The organism is Spirosoma humi (assembly GCF_054776575.1).
The window spans coordinates 197,508-213,766 of sequence record NZ_BAAHBR010000002.1 but is presented as its reverse complement, the minus strand read 5'-3'; the positions used below and the strand labels follow the sequence as shown (position 1 = coordinate 213,766).

Genomic DNA, 16,259 nt, shown 5'->3' with positions numbered 1-16,259 from the left:
ATTATTTTTCACTTATACTAACGCGATTCTTTGATATAGATACGTCAAGCAACTTTTGCAGTTGTTCAATTTGGCTTGCTAATTTTTTGTAATCATTTGTATTTTCCTGCAATTTAACTTTGAGGCTTTCAACTTCAAGGTTGAGGTCTTTAACAGCCTGTACCAGAGGAATTACAAATAATGTGTAGCCCAATGTATAATACTTACCACCTTCTTCCTGCCGTACTCCTTCAAAATTATAATCAACTGCCTTGGCGGCAGATTCTACTTCTTGTGCTAAGAATCCACTATGAAGTATTGTGTCTTCTTTAATAACATTAACAGGGTAGCCCAATAGTTTAGCTTCTTTATTTTTATTTATGTGATAAGTAACCGGATTGAGTTTTGTAATAAAATTTAATCCAGGCACGTTCGCCCGGATGTCTTCTTTGATACGCTTGTCAGATAAACTAGAAATAGTTTGTACATTAGAACGTAAGGAAGTGATGGCGGCATCGCCCAAAACAATTGTATTACTGGCACTCACAACAGCATTAGCTCCAATAGCAGTTGCATTATTTATAACGCCGTTGCCTTGTAAAGGCCCAGCATTGAAACCAGCAGCGGTGTTAAAACTACCTGTAGAATTGAATTGAAGAGCGTAGTTTCCGGAAGCTGTATTTGAATTGCCACTCGTATTGAACCTCAATGCTAGAGCCCCTGCAGCTGTGTTTGAGTAACCACCTATATTACGTAACAATGCAGATGCCCCTAGAGCTGTATTGTCGTAGCCAACGGTAGCGTCATTTAGGGCATCAGTGCCAAGAGCTGTATTAGAATAACCGGTTGTATTATTACGTAGAGCGCTTTCGCCAACGCCTGTATTTTCAATTCCACTAATATTAGCAGTTAAAGCGTCATGCCCTAAACCTGTATTTCTACTACCTCCGGTGTTATTGGTAAGCGCTCCAGCCCCTGCAGCTGTATTTGCTACACCATTTGTGTTGTTTCTTAAACTATAACTTCCGAGAGCAGTATTATATGTACCAGTAGTATTAGGATTTATAGAGAAAAAACCTAAACCTAGGTTAAAAAGTATATGATCGATGCGCCCTGCGGTCTGGTTAAACACTTTGAAACTGAGCGGAACGTTATCTAATGTTCCAATAGAGTTTAATTTATCAACAGTGCCGGTGTTTCCAGTTAATAGCCAAGCTCCCGAGCTACCATTGGAATTAATACCACCTGGCATCCAGATTGGCGTAGAAGTAGTACCAGTGTTTACTTCAATCTGATTATTGGTATTGTTAAAAATAATCAAGCCAACAGCTGGATTCTGAATTTGTGCACGTTGAGCGGTAGTAACATTAGGTGCTAGCAAACCTCTATAGGGGCTTCCTGTCGAATATGGCCCTGATCTAACATCTAATGAAGATGACCCATCTACAGTTCCTAAAGGTAAACCTACACGAACTTGTGCATGGATCATGCTTGCAGTTAATACAATTAACAATATTGCTTCTGATAATACAAATAAAATCTGCTTCATAATTTTGCATTAAAAACAAAAAGTTATCACATAGGACAAACCTTCACAAATCAGCATATATGCATATAACTTGTAAAGAAATTATTGTGTTTATATCTGTGAGCTCAGTATATAGAAAATATTTAAAATAGCCTGCAGACGAAACAAATATAACTTAATAGAGTCATATTACTACGAACTCTATTAGAATTTCAGATTTAAAACAATTGAAGGTAGATTGTTAGCTAATGAACATTAAACCAAACTTATCTTTACTAAGTGAATGATGATGAAAAAATCAACTTTTCTATTAACTACCTTTTCATTTCTGACAGTTTTTGATATGTCAGCCTTCGAGAGCCGCAAAATGCTAAGCCCCATAACATTTTTAATCAAAACTGATAAAAGCAACAACAAAAGTGAAAAATGGTTAGCGGTTCCATGTATTAACTCACACAGAATCACGCTAAATTATAACCCAAAACTATCTTGGTACAAGTCAAAGAGAATACATTCTGCAGTTTTGGAATCAACAGAAAAAAATACTATCAATTTGATAAAACGCAATTTACACCTAAAAAACAACAATAACTTTTTTCAAAAGAACAATGCTAGCAAGAGAGTAAATCAACATCGCCCCAGAAATAGCGCTACATTGAAGCAGTTTGGAGCTAAAGGTGACGGAATAAGCGATGATACACAAGCCATTACAAAAGCTCTTAATTCGAACATCCAAACTATTTACGCTGAAAAGACAAAAGCATACTATAAAGTGTCAAATTTAATTGTTGTTAATATGATAGCTAAGAAGAATTTTATTGTAAAAGATGCCAATATTCTAAATAGTGATTTAACTAAAGCCACTTTCTTGTTTCAAAATTCTAAAAACATAGAAATACAGGGAGGAAAATTTGGATACATTATAACACCAGTTAAGAACGGTGGTAACAGCCAACATGTATTTCAATTCGATAAATGCCAAAATGTTTTGGTCAACAAAGTGCATATAACAAATTCTCCCGAAATGGGGATCGCAATTACAAACAGTAACAATGTTGTTATCCAAAACTCACGTATAGAGCATACTTTTCGGGACGGAACCTACTCGCACTACTCTGCAAATGTTAAATATTTGAACAACGTGTATAGCAATATCAAAGATGATGCTATGTCCTTTCATGATTACGGCATAATGGCGGATAAGAAAAAATTGCTATCCTATGGTTACTCACAGGCAACCGATTTACTGGCTCAAGGAAACTACGTTGAAAACGCTTATCAGGGCTTCGGTTCAATTGGAGCAAATAACGTAAAGGTCGTTAACAATAGAATTAAAAATACTGTAATTGCGGGTATAGCTGTCTTCAATTCACTAGAGCTTTACCCCAAAGGAACAGCATTGGTAAAAAATGTAAAAATCCTTAATAATAGCATTGATAACCCTTGTATTACAGTAAGTATCAATGGTACAGAATACCAAAATTTTGGACAAGCATCAACCGGACGAGCTGGAATTTTCGTTGGCTCTTTAGGTATCAATAACCAGATTAACGCTAGTGAGACGAAACGCCTAAGAGATATTTTAATTGAGGGAAACAAAGTTACTAACAGTGGCGCCCACGGATTTGTCGGTACATACATCGATAACTTGAAATTTATTAATAATAAATTCACAAATTGCAGTGGCTCTGTTCCCCAAAAGAGCTTAACTGGTGATGTAATAGAGATGGGTAACATAACAGATCTTTTCGGAAACAAAAACTCAGTCATTGACAATCGTAACCAAGTGATGCATCAGCATGCTTACAGCCTTGTCAATGTTGCAGGAAAGATGGGAAATTGGAATGTAAAGGGTGTACTTGCCAGTGAAAGTAAACTCTCAGAAACCAGGTCGCTAAGCATTCTGCCTAATGAAGTGCAACGAAAATAAGACTATAATTATACCAACTTACTATAGACTTTATTATCACTTACCGTTATGATTAGCGATTACTAAGATTTACTGTATAACACATCGATTTGAACCTGACAGAATCACTGATTTTCTATAAGTGTTAACGTGCCTTAATTTAGGCTTAACTATTTCCAAAACAAGCTGTGCATACTAAATAACCGTTTGAGAGAAACAGGCATATACCTTTGCCCACGGCCTATGCGATAACCTACATATTTAAAAATTGTACGCAGCAATTGAGCTGGTATAAGGTTAATATACCCATTTTTACTCAAATATTTCCATTCTTGAAATACATACTTAATACCTTCAGACTCAGCTTTAGAAAATTGGCTCAAAATAGCGTGCTGTTCTTCATGGAAAACCCCGATATCGAAATATCTTTTAAATTCTTCGATTAGGGTATAATCATGGGAGTGAAAGACTGCTGCCTCCGCTGAATAAGCTACAGCTTTATTATCTAAAATTAAACGTGCCGCAACAGAAACATCTTCGCCCAAAATTGTATTCGAGGGAAAGCCTCCAACAGAAAGTAAATCAGTTTTGAAGTACGCTGCGAAAGAATTAGAACAAGAACACGTTTTGATGCCTAAGATTGGAATTAAATCTTTTGTTTTAATAATGCTTTCTGAAGGATAATTGGTTAGCCTTGCTAAACGACCAAAAACACCCGTTTGAGGATAAGGTAATTGTCTCCCATACGCTAATGCTATGTCTTTTCGACTACGTAATGTGGCGACCAATTTGTCTATACTATCAGTTGAAGCTGGTAAGGCATCTTGTGTCATAAACACAACAATGTCTGATTTAGCTGTATTTAAAGCTAAGTTTCTCGTTTTTCCATGATTGAAATCAGACTTATTAATAGAAATTATAGATACATTTTCTCCTTTCAAGATTTCTATAGTATCATCGGTAGATCCTGAATCTATAATAATTAGTTCATAATCGATAGTTTGCTCTCGCAAGCTCTTTAATAAACTAGGCAGATAAGAAGCAGCATTATATGTTGGAATAATTACGGATACCATAATAAAAAATCAACAATTTAAACAAAATAAGTATATGCTAATCGCTTCGTTATATTTAATAACATAATGAATCTATTCACGAGCTTTTTCTGATAACTATATCCAGCTTCACCAGTTGGTGAAGCATTGCTACCATGTCTTACATAGTTAATCGTAGGATGATGGCAAAAAAAAACGCTACCTCTCACTTCTACTAGTAAACCTATCCACCAGTCGTGCATATAGATATTTTTGGGGAAAGGTAATATGTATGAAAAAATTTCCCGCCTAAAGGCCATACAACATCCCATGTACGAATTCTTGTAAATATTATACCAGAAGCCCGGCCTACTACCTCTATAATCAAAGAAAGATTTTTTAAGCATAACTCCCTCTTTATCAACCACATGACAATCAGATAATACTAAATCATATTTATCAAGCAAAGGTCTGTAAATTAAAATTTTATCCGGCAACCATATATCGTCCTGATCGGCCAAAAAAATATAATCGCCCGTAGCCCTTTCTAAGGCCGATTCAAAATTGCTCAATGGCCCACGTGGTCCGCTATTATTATATATTTTAATACGCTGATCTTGCAAAGAGCAGATTACTTTAATAGTATTATCAGATGAACCATCATCTGATACTATAACCTCATCTTCTGAATTCAGTTGCAATAAAATAGAATTTAATTGTTGTTTTATATAGCGCTCTCCATTATATGACGCCAAACAGACACTTATCTTATTCATAATTTAAAAACGAAACTTTACTTTGGAGTAACGTATATTAATCTTAGTAAATGTAAACCCATAAAATCTGATTTTATATTTTTCAATTTTGCTTAAAATAAAAGGGAAAACAAGTTGGAAAATTAAACCAGAAAAATTCATCATATTCTCAAAAATATTAAAAACTGACATCGCACATAGAATAGCAATTGCAGACAAATAATACCTACTATCTTTATTAAAAAAATACAAATAAATATAAATAAATATAATGTAATACAAAAACACTACTATTGGGCCATACCAGCCAATCCTTATAAATGGTTCAAAATAAATCGAGCCAACAGTCAGCAAAGGGTTAATTGAATACTCAGTCCTATGAAGTCCATCATAATCCTTTTCGATTGGGATTATCCTTTTAGAAATAAAATCAGGCAAAATTTCCCACGCAACAAATCCAGCAATGTCATTTCTAAATCTTATATTTGAAATAGTAGCATTTTGGAAATTAGCAATAGGTGAAGAAGCATATATGTAAAACCAATAATACTCTTTCGGTATGTTACCTTCAATGAAATCATCAGTAGCTTGCGTAAGCCTAGGAAAAGCTAGCGAATCACCATTAAAAGATCTTCTATTACCTAGATAGCCAAATCCATAAAAAAACAAGATGGCAATCACGAATAATAAAATAATTTTTTTTAATAAAATTTTCTTTATTGAAAAGAGATAAAGTATTAAACATGCGCACAATGTCATTATTAAGGCACCTCTATTTACAACTAAAATATTAGGAACTAACAGAAAAAGACATTGAAAAAATATTACCTTTTGTTTACTACTTATATATTGATGAAATAAATACACAGTATAAAACCCACTAAACGTATGCAAAGCTACATGGAAGGTTGGAATCCCGAACTCCATATACTCAATTCGTATTCCTCTTAAAAGTAAAATTAGAGGTATACCTCCGTTATAAAGGAACTCTAAACAATAACCTAGTAGGATTGCTAGAACGACTGTATTCTTTCTAGAGCTTGTAGAAATATTAGAATAACTTATTTTACTTTTTAACCTGTTACCTGCAACAAACGCAATACCAAATGAAAAAAACAAAAATATAATTACTTGAACAGACAGTGTCGGGTAGATTTCAGACCATCCCCAAGAATAAACAAAGAACACTGAGCCGAAACTTAATATATAACAATAATATGGGTTAGCAATCCAACGAGTATTCATCCTATGAAAATTTTCAAAAAGTTTTCAAAAAAAGCGGTATTTTTAAAGCGTAAACTCATTAATACACTGCGAAAAAAAAGTGCAATAAAATATTGTGGATATAACACGAAACTATTTTGAATTTTGCTAGCAGCTCGCGCTCCTTTAGTGTATCTGATGAAGCCATCTAAAGCAGTTTTCAAGTTTGTGTAGTCTACGCTAGATAAACTGTGATTTAAATTACAATCTATCACAACAAAATTTTTAAAGTGCTTTTTCAAACGATCAAAGAAGACAAAGTCGCTAAAGTAAAGCTGAACTGTTTCATCATACCCTTCAGCTTTCCTGAATGCATTTAAACTAATTAATAATCCACTATTGAGAACATTTCGGCCTTTCATCGAATGAATACCAGGACTAACATGATTAAGATTAATGCCCTTTTTTAATACGTACCGACATGGAGAGAATAACAGAGAGTTGCTGTAAACTAATGGACAGTAAATTGGGAAACCATGAAATTGATTCACCGATTGTTGATATTTGGTTACTACATTAGTGGGTAATCCTGTATCTTGATCTAATACGAGTAACCATTTCTTTTTAAGAACTAAGGCTAAGTCAGAAGCTCGATTGTAGGAGAGGCTCACGCCTGGATTATCCAAGTCATGTAAGTATCTGATGTTAAACACTCCCGATTTATTAACTTGAGTAATATCTGTTTTACTATGCAAACTATTATCACATACTAATAAATCAACACTATATGGAAGATTACTTACAAGGATCGACTTCTCTAATGATAGAAATGTTACAGAATCTGTCAAATTAGTATTATATATTACAATAACTATTAACGTGTCAGCCCATAAATCAATTTCTTCAGTTCTTGTTTTCACTTAATATGCTTTTTTAACGATTGCTCTTCATTTTAGCAACAACGCTCTTAATTGTTTTTGAGCGTAATATAGTCGCAAAACAGTTGATAATATCCAATTAGTTGAATTAGCCTTTATGTAACGAGATCGAATTAAATTGGTTTCAAAGATCGATAATGGTATTTCGCCACTAACTCCGCCTTCGCTACAGCTAGCGACAACAAATGGGAATTTTTTATATGGCATTTTATTAAAATATACATGCATATTTAATTCATAGTCTGATAGTATCTTCAATTTTGTATCGTAACGAAATGTTTGAAACAGTTTCCTACTGTAGAATGCTCCCTGATGATGAACAGTGTTCTGTAACATCGTTCTTAAGCCAAAAGCTGATGGATATCGAAATTTATTGTCACCAATATACACATCTCCGTATACTACCATAGCATCATGTGACAAGTAGGGCGAAAGTTGGGACAAAATGTTCGGCTCTAGAACATCATTAGAACCCAGGAAGTAAACCCATTCACCTTTCGACATATTGACGCCTTTGTTCATAGCTTCATATATTCCACTATCTGGCTCACTTATCCAACCAGCCAATCGATCATTGTACCGTTTAATAACATCTACCGAACCGTCAGTACTACCTCCATCAATGATCCAATATTCAAAGAGATCCTTTTGTTGTTGTAATACACTTAGTATCGTTTTTTCCAATTTAGAGTGATCATTATAAACGACAGTAATTATTGAAATCAAAGGTGAAGATCTGAACAATGTCATAAATGCGGAATTTTAGAATTGCAAATATCGTCAGAAACTATTCACAAATAACTAGAAATCATACATTTGAAATAAACCGTAGCATGTAATACTTTGTAACGTATTTACTCCGAACTTTACTGACGCTAAGTACTGGTTTGCTATATTGTATATATAAGCATAGTAACTAAATAACTCAAAAATACATGTCCGAACAACTAAATATTGATGATGCTCCTCTTGTTAGTTTAGTGTTAGCGACTTATAATTCTGAAATGTATTTAGAGGAATGCTTAATCAGCATTCTTGGGCAGAGTTATAATAATTTTGAAATATTAATTATAGACGGTGGTAGTAGGGATAACTCCGTTTCTATAATCAAGAAGTACTCAGACAAAATAAGATACTGGATCAGTGAACCAGATCGAGGTGTATATGATGCTTGGAATAAAGCACTACACGAAGCAAAAGGGGATTGGATAGCTTTCATTGGATCTGATGATATACTTTATCCAGATGCATTAGATACATATATAAATCATATCTTAAATCATCCTAGGAAACAAGATTTAGAATTTGTTTCATCCAAACTCGATTTAGTAGATAATGACCTGACTTTTATCGAAACTGTAGGTGAAGAATGGGATTGGAAACTCTTCAAAAAATCAATGGTAACATGGCATGTCGGATGTTTCCATTCGAAAAAACTATTTATTAAGTACGGTTACTTTAACCCCAATTATAAAATATCCGGCGATTATGAATTTCTACTTCGACCAAAAAATCATTTAATGGCATCATATGTTGACAAAAGAACCGTCAAGATGCGTAATGGAGGTATCAGCAGCACTAAATTGATTCAGGCGAGTGAAGAAACATACAAAGCAAAAATAAACAATGGAGTGATATCTTTTTGGAAAGGATATTTATTGTTAATTATTGATAAACTTCGCTTAAATTTTAGAGCATATTTTTGGGAATAAAATTTACAACTTGTTAAAGTAGAGTTTTGTATAATGTGAGTGTTTCATCGACGGTCCTTTGCCAAGAGAAAAGAGCTAACTGTCTCTGTCCTTCTTGAATTAATTCTTTACGCAAGTTATCGTCTAGTATAACGTTTTCTACCGAGCATCTCATGGAATCAACATTAGCAGGATCAATGTAAACAGCCGCCTTACCAGCTACTTCAGGGAGTGAACTTGTATTACTTAAAACACAAGGACAATTGCAAGAAAAAGCTTCTAAAACAGGAATCCCAAACCCTTCGTACAAAGAAGGAAAAACAAAGGTAATTGCCCCACGATATAAACGTTGTAGAATAACATCATTTATTGGTATTTGCTCCACTAATCCGTTCAAATACAATGATCGAATTAAAGTAACTTCAGCAGTTGAAAAAGCTCCTCCCCCAGCACAGACTAACTTTACTCCATACTTTATTAAAAGGCTAGAAATAGCTTGAAGGAAGGGGATAAAATTTTTATATCCCCCCCGGTTACCTACAAACAATATGTATGGTTGATTGACTATAGGTATATGATTTAATAACGTTTCGCTATTTGGTTTAAAGGAACTTCCTAAATATATAACTGTAATTTTTTCAGGCGCTATACCCAATATATCTACCATATCTTGTTTCGTACTATGAGAAATGGCGATAAGATGATCAGCAGTGTGCGCTATTTTCTTTTTCCTTGAAACAATTACATTATCATTTGAAAGCTCAAGAAATTTATGTGATAATCGTTCATAAATCATATCATAAAAAGTGGTAACAAAGGGTTTTGATCTTATATAACTTTTTAAAAAATCATTAAAATATGTAGCATGATAAATATCATAACTGCGAAAGGTAGCTTCAGTTATATTTATTAGTTGATTAGTCGATTGCAATAATCTGTGCTTTTTAGGAAAGGGATATGAATATTTGCTTAAATCATAATCTTTCAAATGAACATTATTCGACCATAACAGCGATACATAGGCGTCATGATCCTTAGTGTCATTTACTCCCTTTATCATTTCACAAAAATATCTAGATATACCTCCATAATTTTGCAAAGAAAAGGCTTGGTGATCAAAGAAAATTTTCACGCCTTACAATATTTCGATGAGTCCACTTCTGACATTAACTACAGGTAATCCTTTAATCTCCCGCTTTCTTTCGCTTTCGCCGGCAAACGTCAACTCACCTTTAATAGATCTTCCCTCTCTAAAGCGAGCCTGTACAAATCCTTCTTGGGGTGTAACTATTTGAATATTTTCAACCAATTTATTTTTTATAAAATATGCGTTATTACCGGCCATATTACAGCCAACTAATGAATAACCTTTAGTCTCTCCTAAATCGCATAGCGCTTTAAGGGAAGCGCCAAAATAAAGTCCTGAGTAATGAGCAGACAATCGATAAAAACTAGGTTCATATGGAACAGTTATTGAACGGTCTATGCCAAATAGACTGTTATACTCAATGATTACTATATCTGGATCACAAACCGATATAGCCTTCCACACCCAATAATCGTTACCATCAATATCTATACTTAGTATACCAATTTTACCATCAAAACCATTATCTTGAAGTAATTGATTTATGTTTTCAGTTGTAATAAATGAATTGATTGCAGTTAAGTCAAACTTCCAATAGATAGGATCTTTTTTAATATAGTCTATATTCTCTGATGAACCATCAATAACCAACCCTTGCCAATTGTCATGCATTAACAAAAATCGAGTATTAGATTCTTCATAACTTTCGACACCAAACTCAATAAATTTATCTACGCTAATTGGTATTTTGTTTAACAAGAACTGAATAATACCGTCATCACCGAACTGTGAGAAAACTTTAAATTCAGCCTCTCTTATTGATGTTGCATGTTTAACAGTTTTCGCAATAGCAGTACCTATTAAAAAACGAGTCTCAAAACTATCATGCTTGGCGCGTTTAATTTCCTGTACTATAGTTTTTATTTTACTTAGAATCGCCATTATTATTCATTCAAGTGATACCAAAAATATTGATCAAAAGTTGTGCTAGTCTAAATACAGTTATTTAAATAAAACATATATTATGACGCCACATCGAACGTTTTACGAAAGAATATAACTAATTATCCTTCGTATCTTGCTAATTTTCACAGCAAGATACGAAGGTAGTTGAAAGAACTTATTCATCGCATATTCTGTAGCATCATGATTCAGGTAAACTTCATCTGGAAATTTCATCTTCTCGATGTCTATTGGTATTGTAGGTATATTAGCCATATCAGAATTAGCGGTGGTATGAGTTGCGTCCTGGTCAAAGCCAATATTAGACACTAGGTTTTGATTTGGCGTTATGCAAAAACCTTTATGCAGCCAAATTGCGAATACCCATTGGTAATCCCAAGTGTCTATCTTTCCGGTATGCACATCCTTGAATGATCTTCTCCAAAACCTTCTGGATCCTGTGTTTAGAACGATATCATTTAAACTACCAGACTGCTCAAATGAAATGTAATCTCGCATATTTACATCATATTTTTCCCAAGCTCTACGCCATGTAGCCCATCCCCATATGTGGGGTATATTAGTAAAAAAAAACGATTCTTCACCCCACTTTAAGCCTTCATACAAATTACAGCCACCAATATGCATTACCCTACAATCAGTTGAATATTGGTGTAAAAGAGTACGGCAGTACTCGAAAAAAGTATAATCCGGAAGACAGTCATCTTCTAATATTATTCCTTCTTCTACTTGAGAGAAAAACCAGCTTATAGCTTGGCTAACCGCAACTTTGCATCCTAAGTTTCGATTATTTATCAATCTAACTACATCACACTGCCAATCAATCCCGTCTAGTAAAGACAAGCACTCTTGAACGCCCTTAGCATCAGAAGCAACTCCCGCACGAGGTCCATCTATAGACACAAATAATCTTGTGGGTTTGACTTCTCTCAAACGCTCTAATACAAGGTGAGCGTGCTTAGGTCGATTAAATAAAATAAAGAGTACCGGAACATCGAACCCTAAATTATTTTCTTTAAGCATTTATACCAAACTCATTAGCAATAAAATATCCATTCCAAGTAGCATAACCAGCTAATCGATAATTACACTCTATCATTTTTCTATATATGATATTGTCAAGCGGGTGCGCCAAATTAAAAGAATGCATTTCAATAACAATAAGCTTAGGCCTAAACTTATTTAAGTTAATTGAATTTAGTACATTGTAGTCATGCCCTTCTACATCGATAGATAGTAAATCTATCGATGTATTTGCTGGTAAATTTTCCTCGATTAGAGAATTAAGTGTCCTTGTTATTAAAGTAGTTTTACGACTTACCTTCTGTATATCTTTGTGCTTATCATAAAATTCAGTATCAATAGTACTGATCTCATCCATATCAAACTCGTAAAATGTTACTTCTTTTTCTTCGTCTGATACGGCCGCACATATCGCTTTATCATTTGGCCGAACCTTTTTATGCATATTCACCATCTTGATGTTAGCATCTACCGTTATTCCTTTCCATCCTTGTTGATATAAACCAAATGTATTTGAATGTTGAATTGGTTCATTACTACCAATTTCAACATAGAACCCATTTTTTACAGACTCAAGAATATTTCGTATGATAACGTCTTCGCCTGTTTGAGAATAAGCTAGGTAAGCGTTTTTGTTAAAAAATCTACGGACATATTCAAGTAAGCCAAATTGTATGGCATAAATCAAGGGAAATTGCTTAAATAAACACTTCAACATCTTCATCTTGCAAATATTAACTCCATTTATTAGCTAGCCTTGACCATCATGGGACGTTGTAGCGTGAGAAAATTGACAAATGATTTTGACTGTAAATTAAATACAAAACGTGCTGGTTGAAAAAAGAGATTGAGAACATAAGCCTGCAATCCATATGAGATGAGCGTCGCTATAGAAGCGCCTAGAGCACCGTGTTCAGGTATTAACAAAAAATTGAGTCCTATATTTATGATTGCACCAGCTATCGTTTTTATCAACACGAATTTTTGGAGATTCTTTATGATCATCAAATTGTTAGTTCCTACACCTGTAAAAACAAACACGCCAGCCCAAATATGTACACTTAAAATTGGGCCTGCAGAATGATAATCTGCTCCATAAAGCAAGCTAATTAATTGATTCGAAAATAAGCTCACGAAAATAGCTAACCCAATACTTATATAAGTCAATAGATCTAATAAGCCTTGGTACTGTTCATAAAATCTATCTTTGTTACTTGACCACGACTCTGCAATCTTTGGATAAAAAGAGGTATTAATGGCAATAGCAATGAAATACCATGTTTCTGACAAACGTAATGCTGCTCCATAATAACCTAGCTCCTTACTTGTCGATAATCCCTCGATCATAAATTGATCTACTTTCATATAAATAAAGACAAAGAACTCTGTAACCATGATTGGCCATGCCATGCGAATCAATTTACGAACTAGCTCATAGTCAAATATTTCATTAATACGATAAAATATAGACAATACGTGTTGCTCATATATCCTAATCATGAATATATAAACGATAGTCATCTCTATGATATTAATCAACACTAAAAAGAAAATATCTTGATGTGCTAACAGAGCATATACACGTATGATGGAAGCTATACCAAACGCAACTAATTTAACAACAACAGATAATTTTGCTTTCGTTTGAGATTGAAAAAAAGTATCAATAATGTCTGAACTTTGTAAAATAAGGACTATACCTGTCAAATTTATTAATCGAAATAATTCAAGATTGTTATGGTTAAAAATATAATTAACGCAAAAGCTTAAACCATAAGTTAAAAACCCTACTATCACTTTAATTAGTAAACCTATTTGCACTAGTTTGTGCTGTTGATTTACATTGTCTTTAAATGCGACGAATTCAATTAATAGTGTATTGGTTAATCCAAAGCCAGCAATTGATATAAAGACAGTTGGGAAGAGCATTGCATAATTCAAAACTCCAAATTCGTCAGGACCTAAATAGCGTGCAATCCATAGGCTTACAACTATCCCGATTGCCATCCGGAAAATTTTATCAAAAAATATCCAGCCAATATTTGCTAAGATTTTCCGCATTATCTATTTATAGTTTATCTATAGCTGCTATTTTTTCGGTTTTCAACCATGAATCGACCAACGTCTTCCATTCTGTAGTGAGCACTCCATCCCAATTGATTCTTTGCCTTTAATGGATCTGCATATCCTTCTGCAATATCAGTTGGTCGGAATAAAAAGGGGTCTACGCTGACATGTTCTCTCCAATCAAGATCAACAGCTCTAAATACTACGTTAATAAAATCCCTCAGAGCGTTAGTCTGACCTGTAGCAATTATATAGTCATCAGCTATTTCTTTTTGAAGCATTAACCACATTGCTTCTACATAATCGGGTGCCCACCCCCAATCTCGTGCAATGTCAATATTACCTAGCGTCAATACTTCCCTACTTCCAGCAGCAATTCGACAAGCAGACATAACAATTTTCTGTGTTACAAACCGCTCAGGACGCAATGGTGATTCGTGGTTAAATAAAATACCAGTACTTGCATGAAGCTCATAAGCTTCACGATAATTAGCTACTTGCCAAAAGGCAGCAGCTTTTGCAACTCCGTAAGGGCTACGAGGTCTGAAAGGAGTCAGTTCATTTGCAGCCTTATTACCTGTATCTCCAAAACATTCGCTTGAGCCAGCATTGTAAAATCGAATAGGTAAATTACTAAATCTGATCGCTTCTAATAGATTTAGTGTTCCTATACTTATACTCTCAAGCGTTTCTACAGGTTGTTCAAATGACAGGCCGACTGAACTCTGCCCAGCCAGATTATAAATTTCGTCAGGTTTAACTTTCAGAATAGTTTGGAGCACACTTCGAAAATCATTTATACTAAGCGATACTAGATCTATTTTTTCCCTAATACCAAGTCGGCTTAGATTATGAAATGAAGCCATCTGAGCATCTCGCGAGCCACCATAAACTCGATATCCTTTGCTAAGTAAGAGTTGTGCCAAGTAAGCTCCATCTTGGCCAGAGACTCCGCAAATCAAGGCTGTTTTCATTTATTAAGGCTATAATAATTCCGTGTAATGCTTCTTATAACTAAGATTATCAAGGTTATTAAAATACTAGAGATCGCAAAACCCAACACAGTCAGCATTCTTTTTGGGCCGCTTTTGCGTAGTGGCACTGTTGGAGGCTCTAAAATTTTGAATACAGGGGTTTCATCTTGCACTTTAATTTTAGCTTGCTCTAGTTGCTTGGACAATTCATTATAAACTGATTGCTCAAGTAAATAATCAGCTTGTAGCCTCTGCTCATCAATCTTTGCTGTATTTAGAAACAAATTACGGTTGCGATCTCTGTAGCTAGACAAAGCGTATTCGGCTGACTGATAGCGTCCCCTTGATTCATTTACTCTCTGCACTAAAAAGGCAACTTGTTTACGGGCTTTCTCAGTACGATAAGTAGTAATATAATCGGTCAAATAATCTAATGACAAACGCGCAACTGTAGCTGCAACAACAGGATCTGGTTCGATGGCTGTTAAGGTCAGTATTCCAGTTTTTCTATCATATACTGACGTTATATTTGTCTGAATTACCTTGATCAGAATCTCTTGTTCTTTCGTTATTTGAATCGCTTTACTGAAATTGTTTGGATCGAGTTTCGCGTCTTGAACTTCAGCTTTGTTACTAGAAAAAGTGTTTATGAATTTACTAATAAAATTTTCATCACCTATTTTACTGATAAATTCTTTCAACGTCATGCTAGCCTTCAACTTTTCAGAATAAACACGTTGATTTAGAAGATACAGAGCAAACGGGACACTTTGCAAAACATCTGGATATATATCTGGTCGAATAGCATCCACATTTCCACCAGTTGCATTCCCGATATCAATTCCAGCCAAACCAACTAATGAGCTTATGCCTCCTAAGCTTGCGCCTTTAGCCTGTATTTCGGGTAAAACAGTTACTTGAGCGCTGTATATATTTGGCTTTGAAAAGGCATACAATGCACCAATTATGGCTCCAATAATAGCACCCATCAACAATCGACGGATACTACCCCTCAAGAAGTGAACGATATCGCTTAATCGGATTTCTATCTCGTTTTCTTCCAACCTGCTCACCTTTTCAACCTTCGTAAGCGACATATTTCAAACAA

Annotated in this window: 15 protein-coding genes; 2 read left to right on the top strand and 13 right to left on the bottom strand. The window is 34.5% G+C overall.

All coding sequences use genetic code 11. From position 1 onward, the window contains the following. Position 1: 1 nt before the first annotated feature. A complete protein-coding gene (locus ACYU8Y_RS02710) occupies positions 2 to 1,528 on the bottom strand; it encodes a tail fiber domain-containing protein (protein WP_460933942.1) in 1,527 nt (508 codons plus the stop codon). 262 nt (positions 1,529 to 1,790) lie between these two features. Here ACYU8Y_RS02710 and ACYU8Y_RS02705 point away from each other — a divergent pair, with 262 nt between their 5' ends. Further along, positions 1,791 to 3,437 (top strand): right-handed parallel beta-helix repeat-containing protein, encoded by a 1,647-nt coding sequence (locus tag ACYU8Y_RS02705; protein ID WP_460933940.1) that lies wholly within the window; start codon positions 1,791 to 1,793, stop codon positions 3,435 to 3,437. A gap of 149 nt (positions 3,438 to 3,586) precedes the next feature. On the opposite strand, the gene ACYU8Y_RS02700 is transcribed toward ACYU8Y_RS02705, so the two are convergent. The 5 genes from ACYU8Y_RS02700 to ACYU8Y_RS02680 are packed head-to-tail and all read right to left on the bottom strand — an operon-like array spanning position 3,587 to position 8,072. Next, positions 3,587 to 4,492, bottom strand: a complete 906-nt coding sequence (locus tag ACYU8Y_RS02700) for a glycosyltransferase family 2 protein (protein WP_460933938.1) — start codon at positions 4,490 to 4,492, stop codon at positions 3,587 to 3,589. A gap of 17 nt (positions 4,493 to 4,509) precedes the next feature. Then, a complete protein-coding gene (locus tag ACYU8Y_RS02695; protein WP_460933936.1) occupies positions 4,510 to 5,226 on the bottom strand; it encodes a glycosyltransferase family 2 protein in 717 nt (238 codons plus the stop codon). Between the two features lie 3 nt (positions 5,227 to 5,229). Next, positions 5,230 to 6,450 carry a hypothetical protein gene (locus ACYU8Y_RS02690; RefSeq protein ID WP_460933934.1) on the bottom strand — a complete coding sequence of 407 codons (1,221 nt, stop codon included), beginning with the start codon at positions 6,448 to 6,450 and terminating at the stop codon, positions 5,230 to 5,232. Next, the gene (locus tag ACYU8Y_RS02685; RefSeq protein WP_460933932.1) at positions 6,447 to 7,328 is read right to left on the bottom strand and encodes a glycosyltransferase family protein; all 882 of its coding nucleotides are present in this window, start codon (positions 7,326 to 7,328) and stop codon (positions 6,447 to 6,449) included. Before ACYU8Y_RS02685 ends, ACYU8Y_RS02690 begins: the two co-directional genes overlap by 4 nt. A 27-nt stretch (positions 7,329 to 7,355) precedes the next feature. Further along, positions 7,356 to 8,072, bottom strand: coding sequence for a glycosyltransferase family 2 protein (locus ACYU8Y_RS02680; RefSeq protein ID WP_460933930.1), 717 nt, complete (start codon positions 8,070 to 8,072; stop codon positions 7,356 to 7,358). Positions 8,073 to 8,281: 209 nt separating this feature from the next. On the opposite strand from ACYU8Y_RS02680, the gene ACYU8Y_RS02675 reads away from it, so the two are divergent. Then, complete coding sequence (locus ACYU8Y_RS02675; RefSeq protein WP_460933928.1) at positions 8,282 to 9,058, top strand: glycosyltransferase family 2 protein; 777 nt, start codon at positions 8,282 to 8,284, stop codon at positions 9,056 to 9,058. 13 nt (positions 9,059 to 9,071) lie between these two features. Here the strand turns inward: ACYU8Y_RS02675 and ACYU8Y_RS02670 are convergent, their stop codons facing one another. From ACYU8Y_RS02670 to ACYU8Y_RS02640, 7 genes are all read right to left on the bottom strand, one after another. Beyond that, complete coding sequence (locus ACYU8Y_RS02670; protein ID WP_460933926.1) at positions 9,072 to 10,169, bottom strand: glycosyltransferase family 4 protein; 1,098 nt, start codon at positions 10,167 to 10,169, stop codon at positions 9,072 to 9,074. 3 nt (positions 10,170 to 10,172) lie between these two features. Further along, complete coding sequence (locus ACYU8Y_RS02665) at positions 10,173 to 11,066, bottom strand: hypothetical protein (RefSeq protein ID WP_460933924.1); 894 nt, start codon at positions 11,064 to 11,066, stop codon at positions 10,173 to 10,175. A gap of 102 nt (positions 11,067 to 11,168) precedes the next feature. Next, positions 11,169 to 12,110, bottom strand: a complete 942-nt coding sequence (locus ACYU8Y_RS02660; RefSeq protein ID WP_460933922.1) for a nucleotide-diphospho-sugar transferase — start codon at positions 12,108 to 12,110, stop codon at positions 11,169 to 11,171. Continuing rightward, positions 12,103 to 12,798, bottom strand: a complete 696-nt coding sequence (locus ACYU8Y_RS02655) for an FkbM family methyltransferase (protein WP_460933920.1) — start codon at positions 12,796 to 12,798, stop codon at positions 12,103 to 12,105. The genes ACYU8Y_RS02660 and ACYU8Y_RS02655 overlap by 8 nt, the downstream gene beginning before the upstream one ends. 59 nt (positions 12,799 to 12,857) lie before the next feature. After that, positions 12,858 to 14,171: a flippase gene (locus ACYU8Y_RS02650; protein ID WP_460933918.1), complete on the bottom strand. Its 1,314-nt coding sequence runs from the start codon at positions 14,169 to 14,171 to the stop codon at positions 12,858 to 12,860. A gap of 14 nt (positions 14,172 to 14,185) precedes the next feature. Then, positions 14,186 to 15,151: a GDP-mannose 4,6-dehydratase gene (locus ACYU8Y_RS02645; RefSeq protein ID WP_460933916.1), complete on the bottom strand. Its 966-nt coding sequence runs from the start codon at positions 15,149 to 15,151 to the stop codon at positions 14,186 to 14,188. Further along, the gene (locus ACYU8Y_RS02640) at positions 15,148 to 16,248 is read right to left on the bottom strand and encodes a lipopolysaccharide biosynthesis protein (protein WP_460933914.1); all 1,101 of its coding nucleotides are present in this window, start codon (positions 16,246 to 16,248) and stop codon (positions 15,148 to 15,150) included. The genes ACYU8Y_RS02645 and ACYU8Y_RS02640 overlap by 4 nt, the downstream gene beginning before the upstream one ends. Positions 16,249 to 16,259 lie beyond the last annotated feature (11 nt).

What these genes read in the sequence shown, in the direction of transcription:
- ACYU8Y_RS02665 (WP_460933924.1), bottom strand. Translation starts at nt 11,066, where the DNA reads ATGGCGATTCTAAGTAAAATAAAAACTATAGTACAGGAAATTAAACGC.
- ACYU8Y_RS02690 (WP_460933934.1), bottom strand. Translation starts at nt 6,450, where the DNA reads ATGAATACTCGTTGGATTGCTAACCCATATTATTGTTATATATTAAGT.
- ACYU8Y_RS02640 (WP_460933914.1), bottom strand. Translation starts at nt 16,248, where the DNA reads ATGTCGCTTACGAAGGTTGAAAAGGTGAGCAGGTTGGAAGAAAACGAG.
- ACYU8Y_RS02675 (WP_460933928.1), top strand. Translation starts at nt 8,282, where the DNA reads ATGTCCGAACAACTAAATATTGATGATGCTCCTCTTGTTAGTTTAGTG.
- ACYU8Y_RS02705 (WP_460933940.1), top strand. Translation starts at nt 1,791, where the DNA reads ATGATGATGAAAAAATCAACTTTTCTATTAACTACCTTTTCATTTCTG.
- ACYU8Y_RS02660 (WP_460933922.1), bottom strand. Translation starts at nt 12,110, where the DNA reads ATGCTTAAAGAAAATAATTTAGGGTTCGATGTTCCGGTACTCTTTATT.
- ACYU8Y_RS02695 (WP_460933936.1), bottom strand. Translation starts at nt 5,226, where the DNA reads ATGAATAAGATAAGTGTCTGTTTGGCGTCATATAATGGAGAGCGCTAT.
- ACYU8Y_RS02645 (WP_460933916.1), bottom strand. Translation starts at nt 15,151, where the DNA reads ATGAAAACAGCCTTGATTTGCGGAGTCTCTGGCCAAGATGGAGCTTAC.
- ACYU8Y_RS02710 (WP_460933942.1), bottom strand. Translation starts at nt 1,528, where the DNA reads ATGAAGCAGATTTTATTTGTATTATCAGAAGCAATATTGTTAATTGTA.
- ACYU8Y_RS02700 (WP_460933938.1), bottom strand. Translation starts at nt 4,492, where the DNA reads ATGGTATCCGTAATTATTCCAACATATAATGCTGCTTCTTATCTGCCT.
- ACYU8Y_RS02650 (WP_460933918.1), bottom strand. Translation starts at nt 14,171, where the DNA reads ATGCGGAAAATCTTAGCAAATATTGGCTGGATATTTTTTGATAAAATT.